This window comes from Pseudomonas sp. AP42 (assembly GCF_001728935.1).
GTDB lineage: Bacteria > Pseudomonadota > Gammaproteobacteria > Pseudomonadales > Pseudomonadaceae > Aquipseudomonas > Aquipseudomonas lactis.
The window spans coordinates 17815-32964 of record NZ_LYSO01000002.1 but is presented as its reverse complement, the minus strand read 5'-3'; the positions used below and the strand labels follow the sequence as shown (position 1 = coordinate 32964).

Annotated in this window: 25 protein-coding genes; 7 read left to right on the top strand and 18 right to left on the bottom strand. The window is 58.9% G+C overall.

Features of this window, described 5'->3' with window-relative positions:
* Positions 1-77 precede the first annotated feature (77 nt).
* From A7K61_RS01170 to A7K61_RS01100, 15 genes are all read right to left on the bottom strand, one after another.
* Positions 78-383: an HNH endonuclease gene (locus A7K61_RS01170; protein WP_371914713.1), complete on the bottom strand. Its 306-nt coding sequence runs from the start codon at positions 381-383 to the stop codon at positions 78-80.
* 8 nt (positions 384-391) lie between these two features.
* The gene (locus A7K61_RS33415; RefSeq protein ID WP_069556761.1) at positions 392-748 is read right to left on the bottom strand and encodes a hypothetical protein; all 357 of its coding nucleotides are present in this window, start codon (positions 746-748) and stop codon (positions 392-394) included.
* 60 nt (positions 749-808) lie between these two features.
* Complete coding sequence (locus tag A7K61_RS01160) at positions 809-1030, bottom strand: hypothetical protein (RefSeq protein WP_069556760.1); 222 nt, start codon at positions 1028-1030, stop codon at positions 809-811.
* 40 nt (positions 1031-1070) lie between these two features.
* Positions 1071-1388, bottom strand: coding sequence for a hypothetical protein (locus A7K61_RS01155; RefSeq protein ID WP_069556759.1), 318 nt, complete (start codon positions 1386-1388; stop codon positions 1071-1073).
* Entirely contained in the window at positions 1388-1759 is a 372-nt protein-coding gene (locus A7K61_RS01150; protein ID WP_069556758.1) for a chemotaxis protein, read from the bottom strand. Before A7K61_RS01150 ends, A7K61_RS01155 begins: the two co-directional genes overlap by 1 nt.
* A 118-nt stretch (positions 1760-1877) precedes the next feature.
* Positions 1878-2441 carry a hypothetical protein gene (locus A7K61_RS01145; protein ID WP_069556757.1) on the bottom strand — a complete coding sequence of 188 codons (564 nt, stop codon included), beginning with the start codon at positions 2439-2441 and terminating at the stop codon, positions 1878-1880.
* A gap of 3 nt (positions 2442-2444) precedes the next feature.
* A complete protein-coding gene (locus A7K61_RS01140; RefSeq protein WP_069556756.1) occupies positions 2445-2762 on the bottom strand; it encodes a hypothetical protein in 318 nt (105 codons plus the stop codon).
* Positions 2759-2965, bottom strand: a complete 207-nt coding sequence (locus tag A7K61_RS01135) for a hypothetical protein (RefSeq protein ID WP_069556755.1) — start codon at positions 2963-2965, stop codon at positions 2759-2761. The genes A7K61_RS01140 and A7K61_RS01135 overlap by 4 nt, the downstream gene beginning before the upstream one ends.
* Before the next feature lie 16 nt (positions 2966-2981).
* Entirely contained in the window at positions 2982-4262 is a 1281-nt protein-coding gene (locus tag A7K61_RS01130) for a tyrosine-type recombinase/integrase (protein WP_069556754.1), read from the bottom strand.
* Entirely contained in the window at positions 4259-4675 is a 417-nt protein-coding gene (locus A7K61_RS01125; RefSeq protein WP_069556753.1) for a VRR-NUC domain-containing protein, read from the bottom strand. Before A7K61_RS01125 ends, A7K61_RS01130 begins: the two co-directional genes overlap by 4 nt.
* On the bottom strand, positions 4672-4968 hold the full coding sequence (locus A7K61_RS01120) for a DUF1364 domain-containing protein (RefSeq protein WP_069556752.1): 297 nt from the start codon (positions 4966-4968) through the stop codon (positions 4672-4674). Before A7K61_RS01120 ends, A7K61_RS01125 begins: the two co-directional genes overlap by 4 nt.
* Entirely contained in the window at positions 4940-5701 is a 762-nt protein-coding gene (locus A7K61_RS01115) for a replication protein P (RefSeq protein WP_069556751.1), read from the bottom strand. The genes A7K61_RS01120 and A7K61_RS01115 overlap by 29 nt, the downstream gene beginning before the upstream one ends.
* Positions 5701-6477: a helix-turn-helix domain-containing protein gene (locus A7K61_RS01110; protein WP_069556750.1), complete on the bottom strand. Its 777-nt coding sequence runs from the start codon at positions 6475-6477 to the stop codon at positions 5701-5703. The genes A7K61_RS01115 and A7K61_RS01110 overlap by 1 nt, the downstream gene beginning before the upstream one ends.
* 11 nt (positions 6478-6488) lie before the next feature.
* Complete coding sequence (locus A7K61_RS01105) at positions 6489-7232, bottom strand: phage regulatory protein/antirepressor Ant (protein ID WP_083263025.1); 744 nt, start codon at positions 7230-7232, stop codon at positions 6489-6491.
* A gap of 152 nt (positions 7233-7384) precedes the next feature.
* Entirely contained in the window at positions 7385-7591 is a 207-nt protein-coding gene (locus A7K61_RS01100; RefSeq protein ID WP_032903584.1) for a hypothetical protein, read from the bottom strand.
* A gap of 90 nt (positions 7592-7681) precedes the next feature.
* Here A7K61_RS01100 and A7K61_RS01095 point away from each other — a divergent pair, with 90 nt between their 5' ends.
* Positions 7682-8509 carry a S24 family peptidase gene (locus A7K61_RS01095; RefSeq protein ID WP_069556748.1) on the top strand — a complete coding sequence of 276 codons (828 nt, stop codon included), beginning with the start codon at positions 7682-7684 and terminating at the stop codon, positions 8507-8509.
* A gap of 37 nt (positions 8510-8546) precedes the next feature.
* Here the strand turns inward: A7K61_RS01095 and A7K61_RS01090 are convergent, their stop codons facing one another.
* On the bottom strand, positions 8547-8864 hold the full coding sequence (locus A7K61_RS01090; protein WP_069556747.1) for a DUF1654 domain-containing protein: 318 nt from the start codon (positions 8862-8864) through the stop codon (positions 8547-8549).
* A gap of 701 nt (positions 8865-9565) precedes the next feature.
* On the opposite strand from A7K61_RS01090, the gene A7K61_RS01085 reads away from it, so the two are divergent.
* The 4 genes from A7K61_RS01085 (at position 9566) to A7K61_RS01070 (ending at position 11534) form a co-directional block, all read left to right on the top strand.
* The gene (locus A7K61_RS01085) at positions 9566-9949 is read left to right on the top strand and encodes a LuxR C-terminal-related transcriptional regulator (protein WP_069556746.1); all 384 of its coding nucleotides are present in this window, start codon (positions 9566-9568) and stop codon (positions 9947-9949) included.
* 464 nt (positions 9950-10413) lie between these two features.
* Positions 10414-10776, top strand: a complete 363-nt coding sequence (locus A7K61_RS01080; RefSeq protein ID WP_069556745.1) for a hypothetical protein — start codon at positions 10414-10416, stop codon at positions 10774-10776.
* The gene (locus A7K61_RS01075) at positions 10773-11087 is read left to right on the top strand and encodes a hypothetical protein (RefSeq protein ID WP_069556744.1); all 315 of its coding nucleotides are present in this window, start codon (positions 10773-10775) and stop codon (positions 11085-11087) included. Before A7K61_RS01080 ends, A7K61_RS01075 begins: the two co-directional genes overlap by 4 nt.
* 81 nt (positions 11088-11168) lie before the next feature.
* Positions 11169-11534, top strand: coding sequence for a hypothetical protein (locus A7K61_RS01070; protein WP_069556743.1), 366 nt, complete (start codon positions 11169-11171; stop codon positions 11532-11534).
* 71 nt (positions 11535-11605) lie between these two features.
* On the opposite strand, the gene A7K61_RS01065 is transcribed toward A7K61_RS01070, so the two are convergent.
* Positions 11606-12250 (bottom strand): hypothetical protein, encoded by a 645-nt coding sequence (locus tag A7K61_RS01065; protein ID WP_069556742.1) that lies wholly within the window; start codon positions 12248-12250, stop codon positions 11606-11608.
* 108 nt (positions 12251-12358) lie between these two features.
* On the opposite strand from A7K61_RS01065, the gene A7K61_RS01060 reads away from it, so the two are divergent.
* Complete coding sequence (locus tag A7K61_RS01060) at positions 12359-12919, top strand: hypothetical protein (protein WP_069556741.1); 561 nt, start codon at positions 12359-12361, stop codon at positions 12917-12919.
* A 7-nt stretch (positions 12920-12926) separates the two neighbouring features.
* On the opposite strand, the gene A7K61_RS01055 is transcribed toward A7K61_RS01060, so the two are convergent.
* Positions 12927-13157 carry a hypothetical protein gene (locus A7K61_RS01055; RefSeq protein WP_069556740.1) on the bottom strand — a complete coding sequence of 77 codons (231 nt, stop codon included), beginning with the start codon at positions 13155-13157 and terminating at the stop codon, positions 12927-12929.
* An 81-nt stretch (positions 13158-13238) separates the two neighbouring features.
* Here A7K61_RS01055 and A7K61_RS01050 point away from each other — a divergent pair, with 81 nt between their 5' ends.
* Positions 13239-14984: a DNA cytosine methyltransferase gene (locus A7K61_RS01050; RefSeq protein ID WP_069556739.1), complete on the top strand. Its 1746-nt coding sequence runs from the start codon at positions 13239-13241 to the stop codon at positions 14982-14984.
* The last annotated feature ends 166 nt before the right edge of the window (positions 14985-15150 follow it).

Below are 15150 nucleotides of genomic sequence, written 5' to 3'. Positions count from 1 at the left end.
GGAGCGGTGTCCGAGACAAAAGGGCGTGAACTCTTACCCCTCCCCCCCCATGTGTGGCACGCCCGTGACGTGCAGACCTATCGATGTGCCGACGACTCACGCGCCGTCTTGGCCTTGTGGCATGGGATGCAGATTGCCTGGAGGTTGTCGTCGTCATCGGTGCCACCCTGAGCAACGTTGACGATATGGTCTACCTCAAGGTCTTTGGTAATCAGTCCGCAGACGCGACAGGTGTAGTTGTCACGCACCAGTATCGCGGCGCGTTTTCGGCGCCATGGACGGCCGCCGCGACCAGAGCCCCATGAGTCAGTGCTTGCAGCGTCTGCCAGTTTCGAAACCTTGCGACTGTCAACAGGTGTGAACCTGGACTTTAGGCTGGATATCTTCGCCATCAGGTCACCTTGCTGCCATCCATGTAGGTGGAAGGCGGCGCGTCATGGTCTTCACCCTGATCCTCGGCCAGGGCCTGGATCAACAGGCCTTGCTGTCTCTCCATCCGCTCAAGGATCGCTGTCTGCTTCTTCTGCTCGCTCAGTAGCTCGCTGGCACTAGGCTGAAGCTGGGCAGTGAAGCCGCCATCGAGTACAAGCAACTGCACACCCAGGCGGTCAGCCAATGGCGCCAGGCTGTCCGCCATCTTCTGGCGTTGCTCCAAGGTCAGCCGAGACGGGGCCGTCACTATCAGAAGCTCGCCCGCGCCCGGATTCATCTTCTGGATTTGATCTGAATAATTGAACTGCTCGCTCATGTGCCAGCCTCGTCATCTTGTTGAACCATTCGCGCCGGGCGGCGCATCCACTGCAAGCCATTACGCCCACCGCCTCCAGTGCCGCAGCACGTCGCTAAGCTGCAGCAGTTCGTTCATTGCCCGCGCTCGCAAAGGGCAGGTACGACTTCTGCGCCTGGCGTGGTAGTAGTCGGCTTTGGCCATCGACGCCTTGGCATACCCTGCCAGCCACTCAGGCACGCCGGCTTTTACACAGGCACTCAGGTCGCTCGTTGTCTTGCGCACCAGCTCTCTATACCGCATCACCAACCTCCTGCGATCTTGGCGCATCCACTACAAGCCATCACTGAGCTACTCGGTTGAGCGCTTCATCCGCCTTGTCGGCAGCCTGCGCAGCAGTAGTCGCAGCCCTCGACGCCTTGTCAGCAGCGGTGCCAGTCTTGCGGGTCAGCTCTTCGAGGCGCTTGTCACGTTCGTCCATTGCGGTGTCATAGGCCTTGCGGATGTCGGTAACCTGATTGCTCTGCTTCTCGGCGAGAGACCAGTACGCGGCCTGGTAGCCGAAGATGGCGCCGCCACCAACGAGAGCGAGCGCGATGACCCAGACCTCGAATCGCCTCCACCAATGGCGGGCGATGAAGTTGATTGCGCATCTTTCCATCAGTTGTTACCTCCAAGCTGAGTGCGCAACCGGGCGATCTCCTGGCTCTGCGATGTCACCTTGTCAGTGAGTTGAGCGACCTGACTGGTCAGCGCATCAATGCGCCCTTCCATTCGACCTACAGCTGCAGCCAGTTCATTGCGTTCTTTGGCGAACTGATCGGCTCTGGCCTCGGCCTCTTTGCGAGCGACACGCTCCGAATCAAGCAGCTCGTTCAGGCGCCGCACGGTGCCGATGTCGGCATTGTCCATGACGCGCTCTGTGGCATCCCTGGAGAGGAACTTCCTCAGCCAGAGAAAGACGCCGAGCAGGATGGTTCCGCTGCCGCCCAGCCAAGCAAAGCCGCCAGGGCCGAGGTCGTTTGGATCCATCCGATACTCCAGAAACGAAAAAGCCCCGCACAGGGGCGGGGCTCAGAATTTTTGGTCGTCTCTCATAACGCGCAAGATCGACATGATGGGGTTAATTTACGGCCAGTCGGCCAATGGGTCAAGCGGCATCTACAAAGATTTGTTCTCTGTCGAATATCTCGGTCGCATGGATCACGGCCTGCTCTTCGAGCTTCTCCAAACGCTTGTGGATTCCGCCTCGCCAGTTGCGGCGGGTGCGCTCCGGCGAGCCAGCCAGGTCCCAGGTATTCATGTCGTAGAACTCAGTTGGCAGCACGATCATGTCGGTGGAACGCTTGCCAACCTGGACGCCCTTCAGCTTCGGTATGGCCCAGGCCGTCAACGCCTTATAGATGAACAGCTGCGGTGCCGGCGAAACCATGCGTGCTACCAACCTGCCAATGGCACCGACCTTGTTGGCCTTGTGGGTCGAATACTTGGCCACCAGCACATCCCACTGAGCCGGCTCAAGCTTGCGGTGCAGCAGCGCGTACAGGCAGCAGTCGTAATCGAACTTGTCACGCACTGACAGCGTGCTACCGGTGCCGCCCTGGCGAAGGTCTGCGTCGATCAGCTTCTGCCAGGACTGCTTGGTGCTGTTGTCGATGTTGTCTGCTGCCAGCACCCGCACCAGGGTGCTCATCACGTCCTTATACATAGCCATGGCTCAATCCCCTGTGTAGTTGGTGCCGCCGGCGCCGCGGCGGTTGTTCTGTTCGTATTGTGCGGAAGGCCCGGACGGGGCCAACTTGCGAAGTTGCGCAAGTTGATGATTTGCGGCCTGGAGCCGGATGCTCAGTTGCGTCACCAGGACATCCAGCGGCAGCGACTCGCCGGTTTCGGCGGTGACCCAGCCGGAGGCGTTGCATTGCACGCAGGCCAGTTCGTGGAACACGCCATTGATCACCGCGCGACCACGGCATGCCGGGCACTTGGCTAGGTCGAGCTGGGCGGCGCGGAATGCTGGTCCGTGGGGCTTCTTCACTTGCTGGCCTCCATCAACTTGGCGTGAATAGAAGTCAGATCAACCTGGCCGTAATCGTTGCTGGCCGGAATAACGATCTCTCCGCCAGAGATCATGCGTAGCTCCAAAATCCAGCGACCACCAGGAGCCTGAACGACCTGCATGGAACTGATATCCCCGGGCTGGACCGCAAGCTTGCTGCGAGGATCGACCAAAATCATCATTTTTAAACCTCGCCTTTTATGGTTTCTGAATTTGGCTAGAGGCCGCGCCACTCAAGGCTTCGGCGTCATTGTGCGAATTTCCGTTTCTAGTCATGGTCGAGCGGTGAATGAGGTTGAAACCCTTCCCGTCTAACCAGTCGTGCCACTTGTTCAGCGCCTCGCGCTTGAGCAGTTCCGCCGAGGTATGGATGTAGGTCTGCACGTTGCGGGTCATGGTGTGGTTCACCAGCATCTCGCCGATCAGGAAGTCGACACCCAGGTCGGTCCAGCCAGTGCGGGCAACCTTGCGCAGGTCGTGGCTGGTCCACTCGCCCTTACCCAGTCGGGTGAACACGGCGCAGGCCTGGCTATCGCTCATCGGTCCGCGGGTGCGAGCCGGGAACAGGTAGGTGCCCTTGTAGCCCTTGGACGACTGCCAATCACGGTACCGCTCCAGCAAGGCACACACCTGGTGGGTGAGCGGAAGGTGATGCTCGCAGCGGGTCTTGGTGTTCTCGGTGGGGATGAACCATTCGCCCTGCTCACCCAAGGTCAGGTGGGACCACTGGGCTTGCCGAGTCTCGCCGGCGCGGGTGCCGTGGCACAGCATCATCAGGGCCAGCATGCAGTCCTGGGGGTGCTGGTCGAACGCGGCGGCCAGTTGCCCGATCACTTCCTCGAGCTGGACGGCGCGCAGCCGTGATGGCTTTGGCTGAATGCGGGCCTTGGTGAAGTCGGTGAACTTGAACCCGGCGATGGGGTTTGTAGTGATCAGGCGCAGTTTCTCGGCCTGGCGGAAGGCGACTACCAGCACGCCCCACATCAACCGGACGTAGGACAGCGACATTTCAGCCTGCATCGGCCACATGACCAGCTTGTCGAGCGTTGACCGTTCAACATCCTCCACCGCCAGGGTGCCAAGCCGTGGCTTCAGGTGGCACGAGATGATCGAGGTATTGGTAGAACGGCGCTTGGCTGACAGGCTCCGGTCCACGGCCTGGCGGGCGGCGAACCAGTCGAGCACCTCGCCGACAGTCTGCAAGGTGCCAGCGGCGGCCGAGGCCTTTGGATCAGCGGCCAGACGCTCGCGGATCTTCGGCAACGCGACAATCAGCCCCTTCACCGGCAGCTGAGGAAACCCGGCGATCTTGTCCCACTTGCCGCCCGACACCAGGTACCAGGTACCGCGCTCGCGGTTTTGGTGGAAACGGAAGTACACGCCCGGGTACCGAGCGTCGCGCAGGTCACGCACGGCGCTGTTGCTGGCCTGGCGTCTGATCTCCGCATCGGTAAACGAAGTGAGCATTGTCTGGGTCATGCGGCGGCCTTGGTCTGAGGTTGGAGAAGGTAGGCCCGGATCGCCTCGATGGCGTCGAAGTGCCCGCGGCAAACGATGGCCAGGTAACCCTGATCGGTCAGCGCCTGGAGGTAAGCGTCCTGGGCCGGGGAAACGGCGGCGTCATGCGGTGCTGTGGCCTTGAATTCGATGTACAGGCCGAAGTACCCTCCGCGGGCCATCGGCAACACCAGGTCGGGAACACCAGCCTTGACGCCCTGCTCTTTCAGCTTGATCGCCACCAGCTTGTGCCGGTGCCCACCGTTCGGGACGTGGTAGATCAGCTTCGCGGCGGCCGGGTAGCGCAGGCTTATTTCCTTGATCAGGGCGGCCTGTTCCAGGCCCTCCCGGTCGATGGACTTGGCGCGCACTGGCTTCGCGATGAACGGCTTCAAAGTTTCACCTTCCCTTCACGGATAAGGATGTCCTGAGTACGCATGACGCCCTCGGCCAGGTAGAGGCGGACCTCATCACGGCTCAGCTGCACCGGTGCGCGCAGGCGTCCGTCGGCGATGTCGTGGCAGTAGCCGCAGGCCCAGGCAGCCTGGAAATCGTTCGGCTTCATGCCCATGCCGCAGGTGCCGCCCAGGCGGTAGTGCGCCAGGACAGTGGTAGACGGTTCGCAAGAACAGCCAGGCAACCGAACCTGGCATTCACGATCACGCGCGGCCTTCGTGAGCTTGCTCATTGCGCCTCCCGATACCGAATCTGGCCATCAACTCTTGGCGGGCAGCCTTGCCATCCGTCTTGATGCCCATCCGGGCGACTTGCGCACTGGCAACTCGCTCGGTGAGCTCAGAAGCCAGATCGGCGGCCGACTTGTTGCCGTCATAACCAATGCCCACTGCGATTTCTTCAAGCGGGAGCCCCTGCACCAGCCGGCGTATGGTGATGTCGTAAGCCCGGTCAAACACCTTGCTGGCCTTCTCCGGGATCAAGTCGCCGAGGTTATGCAGCTCGCACTGCAAGGCTGCATGACGGACCGCCGGGTGAGACCAGGTGCGCGCACCAAAACGGCTTGGGTGGGAGTTTTCGAGCGCCTCACGGAACGCCTTGTCGTGGGAAGGAATGCCCAGCATCTCGGGTGTCGGCTGGCACCACTTGATGAACTTGCCGACGCTTGGCGCGAAGTCTCCCCCGATCTGCCGGCAGTTCTGCAGGCCATACCTGATCTGCTCAAGGGTCGTGATCCCTGCAACGATGAACGCCTTGATCCAGCTGCGCTTGGCGGCGTTCAGCGATTCGGCATCAGGCCAAGCCTGTTTCCAGGCCGGGAATATTGCTTGTAGCTCCTTGAACAACGCGTTCACGACGTCGGCGGTACCCGGCGGCAACTGCTTCGGCTGAACCAGCGTTACCGGTGGAAGATTGCCCATCGTGCTGAGCAGCTGTTCGGTGCTGCGTGGCTTCTTGTTTTCCATCACAGGTCCCCCAGATCGTTCGCCCAGCTGGTGTCATCGAAGTCAGGAGCCTTGCCCTGCCCCGAAGCTTTCACGCGTTCGCGCTTGACCCACTGAACCAGCCGGTAGCACCAGCCGGCGGAGGTGTCGATGGTTGCTGGCTTGGCGACGAAGAACCCCATGAACGCCCGGATCGCCGCATCGGGAACCGCATCGGCAGGAAGCCCGGCGATTGCAATCTGATCCGACAGCGCTTTCTCTTTCGGAGCCCAGGTAGCGAACATGGCGAAGCGTTGGCGGTCGTCTTGCGATTCGAGGGCTGCCCGGTCTTGGTCGGCGACAGCGGAATCGATCTCGCGCTGCTGCAGCTGCTCTTCGGTTACTTGATGGTTAAGTGATGTATTGGGTGCAGCTGCTGCACCCCGTTCTGTTCCAGGCTGCACCCCGTTCTGTTGTGAGTTGCACCCCGTTGCGTCATCTGCACCCCGTTTTGTACGGGGTGCAGGATTTGCACCCCGCAATATCTGGAGGTCGTAAACGACTGGGCGGCGGTCATGACGATCGATATGCACAGCGGCGATAGCCTGATTGCCCTTCTGGATCAACCCGGACTTCTCCAAATCGTCCAGCTTGTATCGGACGGTACGCTCAGACAGGCCGGTGTCCTGTGCCAGGGTCGAGGCCGATGGGAACGCACCAGCACCGTTAGGCCCGGCGTAGTTGGCGAGGCAAAGCAGCACGTGACGCGCGCTCGAATCTTTGAGAATTTCCGTTGGCAGAGCAAGCGCCCAGCCCATTGCTTGAACGCTCACAGCGAAGCTCCGATATTCTTTTCGGCCAGGTAGGCCAGGCCTTTCGTCGTAACAAGAGGTTGGAAGGCAGCACGATCCCCACCGGTCTCCGGGTCGCTCTTCAGCGCAGTGACCTTGTGAACCAGATAGCCGGAAGTAATGCGCGGCTGGTAGGCGGTCCAGCGCTTCGAGCCGCCGCGATGAAAGATCCACCGGTTTTTCTCCAGCCACTGAAAAAGCTTTGAGGGTGGAACCTGAAGTTGTTTAGCAGCATCACTGATACAGATCGCCCCACCGGCGGCCGCCAAGCGTTTGATGGCGGAAACCTTCGGCTCTTGATCCAGGATCACCAAGCGAAGGGATTGGTTTTCCTTGGCTTGGTCGGCTGCCGCTTGCAGAGCCTCGGCATAGGTGGCTGGAATCTGGAACTGTTCCGCCCTCGCCTCCAGCTCCTGCCAGCGATCAATGATCCGCGCGCGCAGTTCGACGTTGTAGCCGGAGACCACCACAAGCGTGTCACGCTGGGAAAGCAGGAACTCGCGGTAGACTTGGCCGTTCTGCGGGTGGATGTAGGGGGTGTCGTTTGAAGAAACGACACCCTTGGCAACCAAGGCCCGGACGGTTTTCAGCACGTTGTCGTGCGTGCTTCCGGTCAGCTCGGCGATTTCGCGTGAAGACATCGTGTGTCGCGACACGTTTTGTTCGTGCCGAAAAAGTGTCGCGACATGGGGGGTATTGCCTGGAGCGGTATTGGTGTTCATAATGGCCCCACTGTGTTTTACAAGTTGTTGGAAGAACCGCCCTGCCAGGCGGTTTTTTTATGCCTGCGATTTGGTCACTGTATGAATTAACAGCTGATCCAGAATCTCTATTCGCCCTATCCGCTTCAGCGGAAAATGGCCACATCGAACGCTTAAGCGGACTGTTTCATTGGCTGGGCTGGGTCATCGTCTCGCTTGGCAACCAGTGCACCGTCGGACTCCTTTTCAAGAACGCACTGCATCGGGTACGAAAATCCACCTGCTGCGCGGCACTGGGAGACGCGGCTACCGCTAACGCGGAGCGCGTCACCGATGGCGCGACCGGTGCGGAAATATTTCAGGGCTTCGTCAAAGGTCATGGGGTGCGTCTCCGTTGTCTCTGACGAGTTTAGAGTTCTTAACAACACAAGGCAAGTTATCTAAACAGTGAAATGTTTAGAATCCTAAATATGGACTTTAAAGACCGCGTGACCTCACGCATGAAGGCGCTCAACCTCAGCGCCACCGACATCAGCAAACTGACTGGCGTATCGAAGGCGACGGTCAGTTTCTGGGTGAGCGGGACGAATGGCGCGAAGGGCAAAAACCTTTTGGCGCTGGCGAAGGCTTTGGATTGCTCGCCTGACTGGTTGTCCGACGGCGTCGGTACACCGGATCAGGCATTTACCGATGACACCAAGGCCGGCATGTCCACGGTTGAGTTGATGGCTAAAATGCTCGCGTCGAGGGCTGGAAAGAATCTTTCAGAAAAAGCTCGGGAGACGATGCTCGCTGCAGCGGAGCAAGCAGATAGCCCAGTCGAGCACGGCGGGAGTTACGTCCCTAGTCATCTAGCTAGCCTTCGACCAACCAATGAAGAAATTGTCATTCCTCAATACGATATCCGAGCCGCTATGGGGCACGGCCAGGTACCACCCGACTACACCGAGGTCGTACGAAACCTTGTGGTGCGAGAGGAAATTCTGCGCGAGAAAGGGGTCACTTACACCTCCGCGTCAGCGCTAGGCATGATTAACGGATGGGGCCAAAGCATGGAAGGAACCATCAACGACAAAGATCTGGTGATAGTCGACAAGGGCGTAAAGGATTTCATCGGTGAGGGGATATACGTTCTCACTTGGCATGGAGAACTGTACATCAAACGTGTAATGCGCCTGGATGAAGAGTGCTATCGGCTGATATCCGACAACAAACACTATGAAAACCAAACGGCTCGAATTGACGACGTAACAATCCACGCCAAGGTGCTCTTGATCTGGAATGCCCGAAAGGCATGACCAAAAGCCCGCCACCTAGCGGGCTTTTTTATGCGGCTCAGAAAGTCGCAGGCTCTTCAACCGAATCTAACTCATCGTGATTCTGGACCCGAGGGTCTTCGTCAGCCGCAGCTTCCCAGCTCAAAGTGACCGACTCATCTTCGTCGTTGAAAGTCATCTCAATACCGTCTACGTCGGCCAGCACGCCCATAACCTCCTCCCACTCACGCTCTCCATCGCTATCAAGCCTATGGATGGTTGCCCACTTTCGTTCCTGAGCGATGGGATGGTTGATCATGCTGGAAACTCTGAGCGTCAGGCGCTCAACTCCTGACATGGGCGCTTGCTGTTGAGTTTTCTTCTGCGGGCTCGCCATGGGCTGCTCCTTGATTGCTGTATATCCATACAGGTTTGAGAGCAGACTATCCGAACTTCTCTAGTCGCGTAAGTCTTGACGTGCAAACCGTTCGAGCGTACCTCATCGTCTCGATAGTTAAGATATCTAAAATAACTGTTGACGAGTTCTGTTTAGTTTTCTAAATTAACTCCATCGCCGGATAACAACCGGCCAGATGGAAGGCAGCGATGAACCGGCCTCAACGGTTCAGAGGGTTGGCAACTGACCCGGGTGTGCAGCGTAAAACACCAAGACGAGTTATCCAGCGGGAGAACAAGCCGAAAGGCCCGCGGCTGGAGAGACATTTGATTCAAGCCAGTGACGGCCGCCAGTAGCGGGTCACGGCCAGATCCAAGCGATTTGAATTAGCGGGCCCGATAGCTTCGGCTGGGCGCGCCGGACCTCATGCACCCTGCCCCACTCAATCAGGGCATTCAGAGCTGTAGCGTGCATGTTGTAAGGACCTGTGATCCACGGCGAAAAGATGCTGTTTGACGCTGTGCGTAGGAAGCTCGAAGCCCAACCACGAAGACGAACGGCCAGCCCTGCAATCAGCGGCGGGTGACTGGCCAACACCGATGAAGCAACAACCCCGGCCTGTCGCCAGTAGCGAGGCCGGGGGTTTCACCGATAGGCCTTGGCGACAGGGCCTAACGGGAAACCAACCGGGAGTCACAACGATGGAAGCAACAATCGTCAGCGGCGCATGGAAGGGTCATCTCGGACGCGGCCTTGCGCCAAAAGAAGTTCAGTACCTGCTCGGCACTGCCCAGGGCATGACAGCAAAAGAAATAGCCCGCCAGTTCGACGTGGCGGCCTGCACCGTGGCCAAGCGTCTTTCCTGCGCTATGTTCAAGCTCGGCGTGACCCGCCAGACAGCAGCAGTTGCCGAGGCCATGCGCCGGCAGATCATCTCGCCGATGTGCTTCGTCTTGGCCAGCCTGATCGCCATGCACGCAATGATCGGTGATGACGCCATGCGGCGTGATCGCCGAACTCCTGAGCGCCGTACTGCCCAGGTGCGGATGGTGCGCCAAGCCGAACGTCCAAGCCTCATCGCTTAGCCGAACAACCAGCGCCACGACAGCCTGTCGTTAACTGCCCGAGCACCTGGTACTCCCCAGCACCAGGCCGCATCGGGGTGTGATCTGTTTGCCCCGCAATGGGTGGGCCCAGAAATGGGAAGCCGGAGCGGAGGAATATGGGAGGCGCAAGCCAGTAAGCCGGGCAGCCCAGACCGGACGACAGATCACACCCCGATGCGGACGAAATCGCGGCCTATAACCGCCCACCTGCATTCAACCCACCCAGCACGGAGGATTGGCAGCCATGCAGGAATAACACCCAGGCGCTCGACCGCCACCCCGGCGTCACATAGGGAGGTCTATGTGCGCCACCAAAAGCCCGGTTTCGACTGGGCTTTTTTACGCCTAGCCTTTACCCGTCAGCACCCTCCCCTGGGCCCACCGGTACGAACCAGGCGGTCAGGGTGCTGACGAATAAACGCAACCACAACCAAGGAGTCGGCATGAACCCAGCCATCCAACAAAGCCAAGCCGTTCTGCAGGCCCTGCGGGAACGTGTTTCGCTTTCCACTTCGGAGATGTACATGAAGATCGGTCGCGAAGAACCCGTGAGGGTGCCGCGCTTCAACGTGGTGCCGCTCGGCAAGAACCTGTTCGATGTGGTGGAGCGCTCCACAGGCGTTTCCCGCGGCGCTCGCGAAGGTCACGATGGGGCCTGTCAGTACGCCGACCAGCTCGAGCGCAACGCTGACTTCTTCAACGCAGCCATGACCACGTCGAAACGCTTCGGTTGGCGGATGGTGCGCTGGACGGCCGGCTTCTCGGCGCTGCTTGTGCTGTTCGCCTATTACGGTGCGCAGCCATGATCGGCGAACCAATGCCGGATCCACAGCACTCAATTATCGACAACCTGAACCAGCAGCTGGAAGCGTTCTTCGGCTCTGGCAAGAAAGCTCAGGTCATCCCGAACGGCGTTGGTGTTGATGGTCCCTACAGCGGCACCACGGCACACCACGAACGTCTGCGCAAAGAACGCGACAAGCTTGCACCGTCCGTACGCGCCGAAGCAGCTAAGGGCGTGGTAGCCAGCGTGGCAGCGAAGAACCTGGGTATGCACATCAAGCGTGTGACGTTGATCGCCCAGGAAAATGGCTTCAAGTTCGCCGACAACCCATGAAGCGCATCAACAACCAGGTGCGACAACGCCGGCGCCAGGCATGGCTTGATTTGCCAGCACATGAAATCGAAGAGGTAGGCCATGGCCGAGGAAGAGCAGCAGCCGACGGCGGAAGCCTTGAAGCAACGCCGAAAACGCGAGAAGGCAGCAGCGAAGGACGCTGCATTGGGCGTCGAGAAATTTACGATTGAGGTGGCCGGTATCTTCAAGGCCGACCTCAAACGCCTGATGAAGCAGCACGGCTTCAACAACCAGCAGGAGGTGCACCAGGCCCTGCTGCGCAACCTGATCGCCGCCGACTTCGAAACTCAGGCGCAGATGCTCAAGTGTGTCACGACACCTTTCGTAGTGACCGAAAAGGTGTCGCAGATCATCAGGGCAGCCGGCCTGAAGTCGCTCGCCGACGACCCACCCGAGCCTGACGACGAAATCGAAACACCAGCATAACCCGCCATACTCGCCGCTCCCGGTGATGTAACTTGCTTATTCAAAGAGCATAGAAACTATAAAAAGCAGTGCTAAACCTTGTAAATCTGCTCAATAGGAATGCCTTTATCCTTAGATAATACCCTCAATATATCTAACGACAAATGGAGAACATTTCTAAAAGAGCGTTTTCCAATGTCCTTTTTAAGACATTTTCCTTGGGATGTGTAATAGAAAGTGTTTCCAACAAGAATCATGTGAAAGCACTCTTTTGCATTTTCGTACCGAATACCACAACCCGTCTCGCAGCTCCCAGTAAAACCATTATTTTTTAGGTCGGACAGGCGCTCATCAAGGTGCGCGTAAAAATTTCTGAGGTCACGAAATTCGTCCAGCAAGTCTATTAAGGCTGAGACAGGCTGCTCAAGATCAAAAAGCTTCTCTTTATTTAGTCTTTTTAGGATACACCAAATGTCGCCGGTTAGACTTATTGCTGACTTCTGCATAAAAAGAGCATCTGGACCCGCGTTAAACCTTATGTACATTGACTGAGTCCCGCCACTAACTATCTTGACCGGCTCTGCTTTAGTCCATGTATCCGGGAAGTTTTTCACAGCACAATAAAGAGCATCAACTGTCTGAAAGAGAAAAGAAAGCAATGTTGGTAACATAAAGTCTGCCTCATGCTGCTGCCTCCAATTACTGCCGCATTCATCAACTAGTTCTCTAACGTACATGTGCGTCTCCCCTCGACCCGGCTCCATGCCGGTCACCCGTAATACCCCAACCCAAACCAAATTGCCACCACCGGTAACCGGAGGGCGGCGCCTGACTGGAGATAATCCATGAGCAACTACATGTACAAGACGACTGCGCCAGCCGTGGTTGCGGCGGTCATCGCCTGGGAAACCAAGCGCAAAGAGTGGGACGCCCAGCGCGCCAAGCTTGGGCAGGTGTTTGGTGGTGCGGCCTCACCTATGCGCTCAGGCAATCGAAGATATGTCGGCGGCGTGAAGCTCAGTGATAGCCGAGATCTGGACGTGCACTGGTGCCGCCCAGACCAGTACGACTACCGCGCTCTGCGATCCAGCGCCAAGCACGCGAAAGGGACGCCGAAGGAGGCGCGCGCTGCTCAGGTCGCCGAGCACGAGCGCCTGTCGGCACTGTGGAAAGAGCATTGCCCGGCCAGCATCGATATGGACGAGGCCTGGGAGGCGATCGGCCTGAACCTGGGCGCCCTGTGGATGTGCGGTGGCGTGTTCTTCGAGCTGGATGGGGTCGTTTACCTGAACCTCGGCCTCAGGCTTGAGGATGGGCACGAGAGCATCGAGGGTGCCGCCGAGATCCTCGGCAGCGAGTTTGAAGCGGCGCGGGATCGTGTGCTTAACCAGCGCAAGGCAGCGTGACACTGCTCTAAATGCGACCAAGCATAGCGACCGTCTCGTGCCAGATGCCTTCATCTGAGCGAGAGGTTTGCTGGCCGACGTGCAGCAGAATATAGCCGTGATCTAGGTAGTGGTTTACTGCTTGCCCAAAGTTCTCGGTCGCATCGAGTCTTGCGCTGCAAACTGAGCAAGACTCTCCGACACCACTGTTCACCTGGGCCACCTTCTGTATGCCCTTGTATATCGAATCGTTAACCATTTCCTCTCCTTGATCCGGCTCCATGCCGGTCACCCGTAATACCCCATATCAACGAATCACGCCAGCCGGCGAGGATCCCCTATGCCCGATATCACCTACGGCTCTGTGTGCAGCGGCATCGAAGCCGCGACCCAGGCCTGGCACCCGCTGGGCATGCGCGCCGCCTGGTTCGCCGAGATTGAGCCGTTCCCTTCGGCGGTCCTGGCCCACCACTATCCCGACGTGCCGAACCACGGCGACATGACCAAGCTGGCCGCCCTGGTGCTGGCCGGCAAGATCCCGGCGCCGGACGTGCTGGTCGGCGGCACACCATGCCAGGCCTTCTCGGTCGCCGGTATGCGCGAAGGCCTCACCGACCCGCGCGGCGCCCTCACCATCAAGTACGTGGAGCTTGCAGATGCAGTTGACTATGTTCGCGCCGGCCAGCGAAAGCCCGCCAGCGTTATCGTCTGGGAAAACGTCCCCGGCGTCCTCAGCGACAAAGGGAACGCCTTCGGATGCTTTCTTGGCGCGCTTGCTGGGGAAGACTGCGAGCTGCAGCCTCCAGGGAAAAAATGGCAGGACGCTGGTTGTGTGTATGGACCCAAAAGAACAATCGCGTGGAGGATCTTGGACGCCCAATATTTCGGCCTGGCCCAACGACGCCGTCGTGTGTTCGTTGTCGCAAGTGCTCGTGACGCATTCGATCCCACCGAGGTACTTTTTGAGCGAGAAGGCGTGCGCCGGGATACTGCGCCGCGCCGAGGCGAGGGGCAGGACGTTACCGGAACAGCTCCTTTCGGCCCTGCGCTCCAGTGCGGAGAAGGATGCGAGTATGTCTTCCCCGAGCAGTTAGGCGCCTATGGCTGCCCGAACTGCGAAGGCGACTTCGGGCCAGCGGTATCGATGTTCGGCGGCATCCCGGCCTTCGGTGCCGGCCGCATGTCCGGTTCCATCGAGAAGGCTGGCACCCTCACCCACCATGAAGGCCGGAACGATCTGGACAGCGAGACGTTCTTTGTTCAGCCAGATGTCATCGGAGCCTTCACAAGTAACGCATACAGTGGCGGCGCAGGCGGAAGACCGGAGGGCGCAGCGGCAGGTCACTTTCTTGCGGTCGCAGGCGCACTACGCAGCACAGATGGCGGCGCCGATGTCGACCACGCCCAAGCTGGTCACTTGATCGCAGGCACACTCAACGCCAACGGAAAGGCCGCTGGCAGCGCCACTCAGCAGGATGCTGAATCGGGTCTGCTGGTGGTGCATGGCACGCAAGACCCTGGTGTCAGTGACAGTCTTGCCTTTGCCTTGGGCCGAAACAACGGAGCGGAAAATGCGTTGCTGGCCTTCTCCTGCAAGGATCACGGCGCTGATGCCGGGGTGATTGCGCCGACCCTGCGCGCAATGAATCACTCAGGCAGCCATGCAAACGCCGGCGGCCAGGTAGCTGTGTGCATCACTGGAGAAATCACTCACACGCTGAAAGCTGAGGGATTCGACGGTAGCGAGGATGGGACAGGTCGCGGGCAGCCGATTGTTGCGTGTCGAGAAGTGGCGCAGACGCTGACCTGCAACTACGGCAAACAGGTCGACAACACGGACTCAGCCCTGGGCCCCAACGTTGTGTCGCATACAAGCTCTGTGCGCCGACTCGTTCCTGTCGAGTGCGAACGACTCCAAGGCATGGCCGACAACTACACGCTGATCCCCTGGCGCGGCAAGCCTGCAAGCGAATGCCCAGACGGCCCCCGCTACAAGGCGATCGGCAACAGCAAGGCCGTCACCGTAGTTCGCTGGATCGGCCGGCGGCTTCTGCAGCAACTCAAAACCAGCCCGTACGGCGAATAACTTCTACAAGCTTGAGAATCGCTGTGACAAGCAGAACGAACTTCATAAATTTGTCGAACATGGTCTGAGCCTCTTTTTCAAGTCCGCCCAGTTTATGACGCGCTTATTGAAGTTCTCGCGGGTGAAACCTTGTAGAAGCCCCGACTACAACTACCTCTGAAATCTT

Excerpts from the sequence above, each read along its gene's own strand:
- A7K61_RS01155 (WP_069556759.1), bottom strand. The coding sequence starts at position 1,388 with ATGGAAAGATGCGCAATCAACTTCATCGCCCGCCATTGGTGGAGGCGA.
- A7K61_RS01160 (WP_069556760.1), bottom strand. The coding sequence starts at position 1,030 with ATGCGGTATAGAGAGCTGGTGCGCAAGACAACGAGCGACCTGAGTGCC.
- A7K61_RS01130 (WP_069556754.1), bottom strand. The coding sequence starts at position 4,262 with ATGACCCAGACAATGCTCACTTCGTTTACCGATGCGGAGATCAGACGC.
- A7K61_RS01070 (WP_069556743.1), top strand. The coding sequence starts at position 11,169 with ATGGCCGAGGAAGAGCAGCAGCCGACGGCGGAAGCCTTGAAGCAACGC.
- A7K61_RS01055 (WP_069556740.1), bottom strand. The coding sequence starts at position 13,157 with ATGGTTAACGATTCGATATACAAGGGCATACAGAAGGTGGCCCAGGTG.
- A7K61_RS01095 (WP_069556748.1), top strand. The coding sequence starts at position 7,682 with ATGGACTTTAAAGACCGCGTGACCTCACGCATGAAGGCGCTCAACCTC.
- A7K61_RS01115 (WP_069556751.1), bottom strand. The coding sequence starts at position 5,701 with ATGGAAAACAAGAAGCCACGCAGCACCGAACAGCTGCTCAGCACGATG.
- A7K61_RS01135 (WP_069556755.1), bottom strand. The coding sequence starts at position 2,965 with ATGATGATTTTGGTCGATCCTCGCAGCAAGCTTGCGGTCCAGCCCGGG.
- A7K61_RS01120 (WP_069556752.1), bottom strand. The coding sequence starts at position 4,968 with ATGAGCAAGCTCACGAAGGCCGCGCGTGATCGTGAATGCCAGGTTCGG.
- A7K61_RS01075 (WP_069556744.1), top strand. The coding sequence starts at position 10,773 with ATGATCGGCGAACCAATGCCGGATCCACAGCACTCAATTATCGACAAC.
- A7K61_RS01050 (WP_069556739.1), top strand. The coding sequence starts at position 13,239 with ATGCCCGATATCACCTACGGCTCTGTGTGCAGCGGCATCGAAGCCGCG.
- A7K61_RS01060 (WP_069556741.1), top strand. The coding sequence starts at position 12,359 with ATGAGCAACTACATGTACAAGACGACTGCGCCAGCCGTGGTTGCGGCG.
- A7K61_RS01080 (WP_069556745.1), top strand. The coding sequence starts at position 10,414 with ATGAACCCAGCCATCCAACAAAGCCAAGCCGTTCTGCAGGCCCTGCGG.
- A7K61_RS01150 (WP_069556758.1), bottom strand. The coding sequence starts at position 1,759 with ATGGATCCAAACGACCTCGGCCCTGGCGGCTTTGCTTGGCTGGGCGGC.
- A7K61_RS01090 (WP_069556747.1), bottom strand. The coding sequence starts at position 8,864 with ATGGCGAGCCCGCAGAAGAAAACTCAACAGCAAGCGCCCATGTCAGGA.
- A7K61_RS01085 (WP_069556746.1), top strand. The coding sequence starts at position 9,566 with ATGGAAGCAACAATCGTCAGCGGCGCATGGAAGGGTCATCTCGGACGC.
- A7K61_RS01105 (WP_083263025.1), bottom strand. The coding sequence starts at position 7,232 with ATGAACACCAATACCGCTCCAGGCAATACCCCCCATGTCGCGACACTT.
- A7K61_RS01145 (WP_069556757.1), bottom strand. The coding sequence starts at position 2,441 with ATGGCTATGTATAAGGACGTGATGAGCACCCTGGTGCGGGTGCTGGCA.
- A7K61_RS33415 (WP_069556761.1), bottom strand. The coding sequence starts at position 748 with ATGAGCGAGCAGTTCAATTATTCAGATCAAATCCAGAAGATGAATCCG.
- A7K61_RS01065 (WP_069556742.1), bottom strand. The coding sequence starts at position 12,250 with ATGTACGTTAGAGAACTAGTTGATGAATGCGGCAGTAATTGGAGGCAG.
- A7K61_RS01110 (WP_069556750.1), bottom strand. The coding sequence starts at position 6,477 with ATGGGCTGGGCGCTTGCTCTGCCAACGGAAATTCTCAAAGATTCGAGC.
- A7K61_RS01100 (WP_032903584.1), bottom strand. The coding sequence starts at position 7,591 with ATGACCTTTGACGAAGCCCTGAAATATTTCCGCACCGGTCGCGCCATC.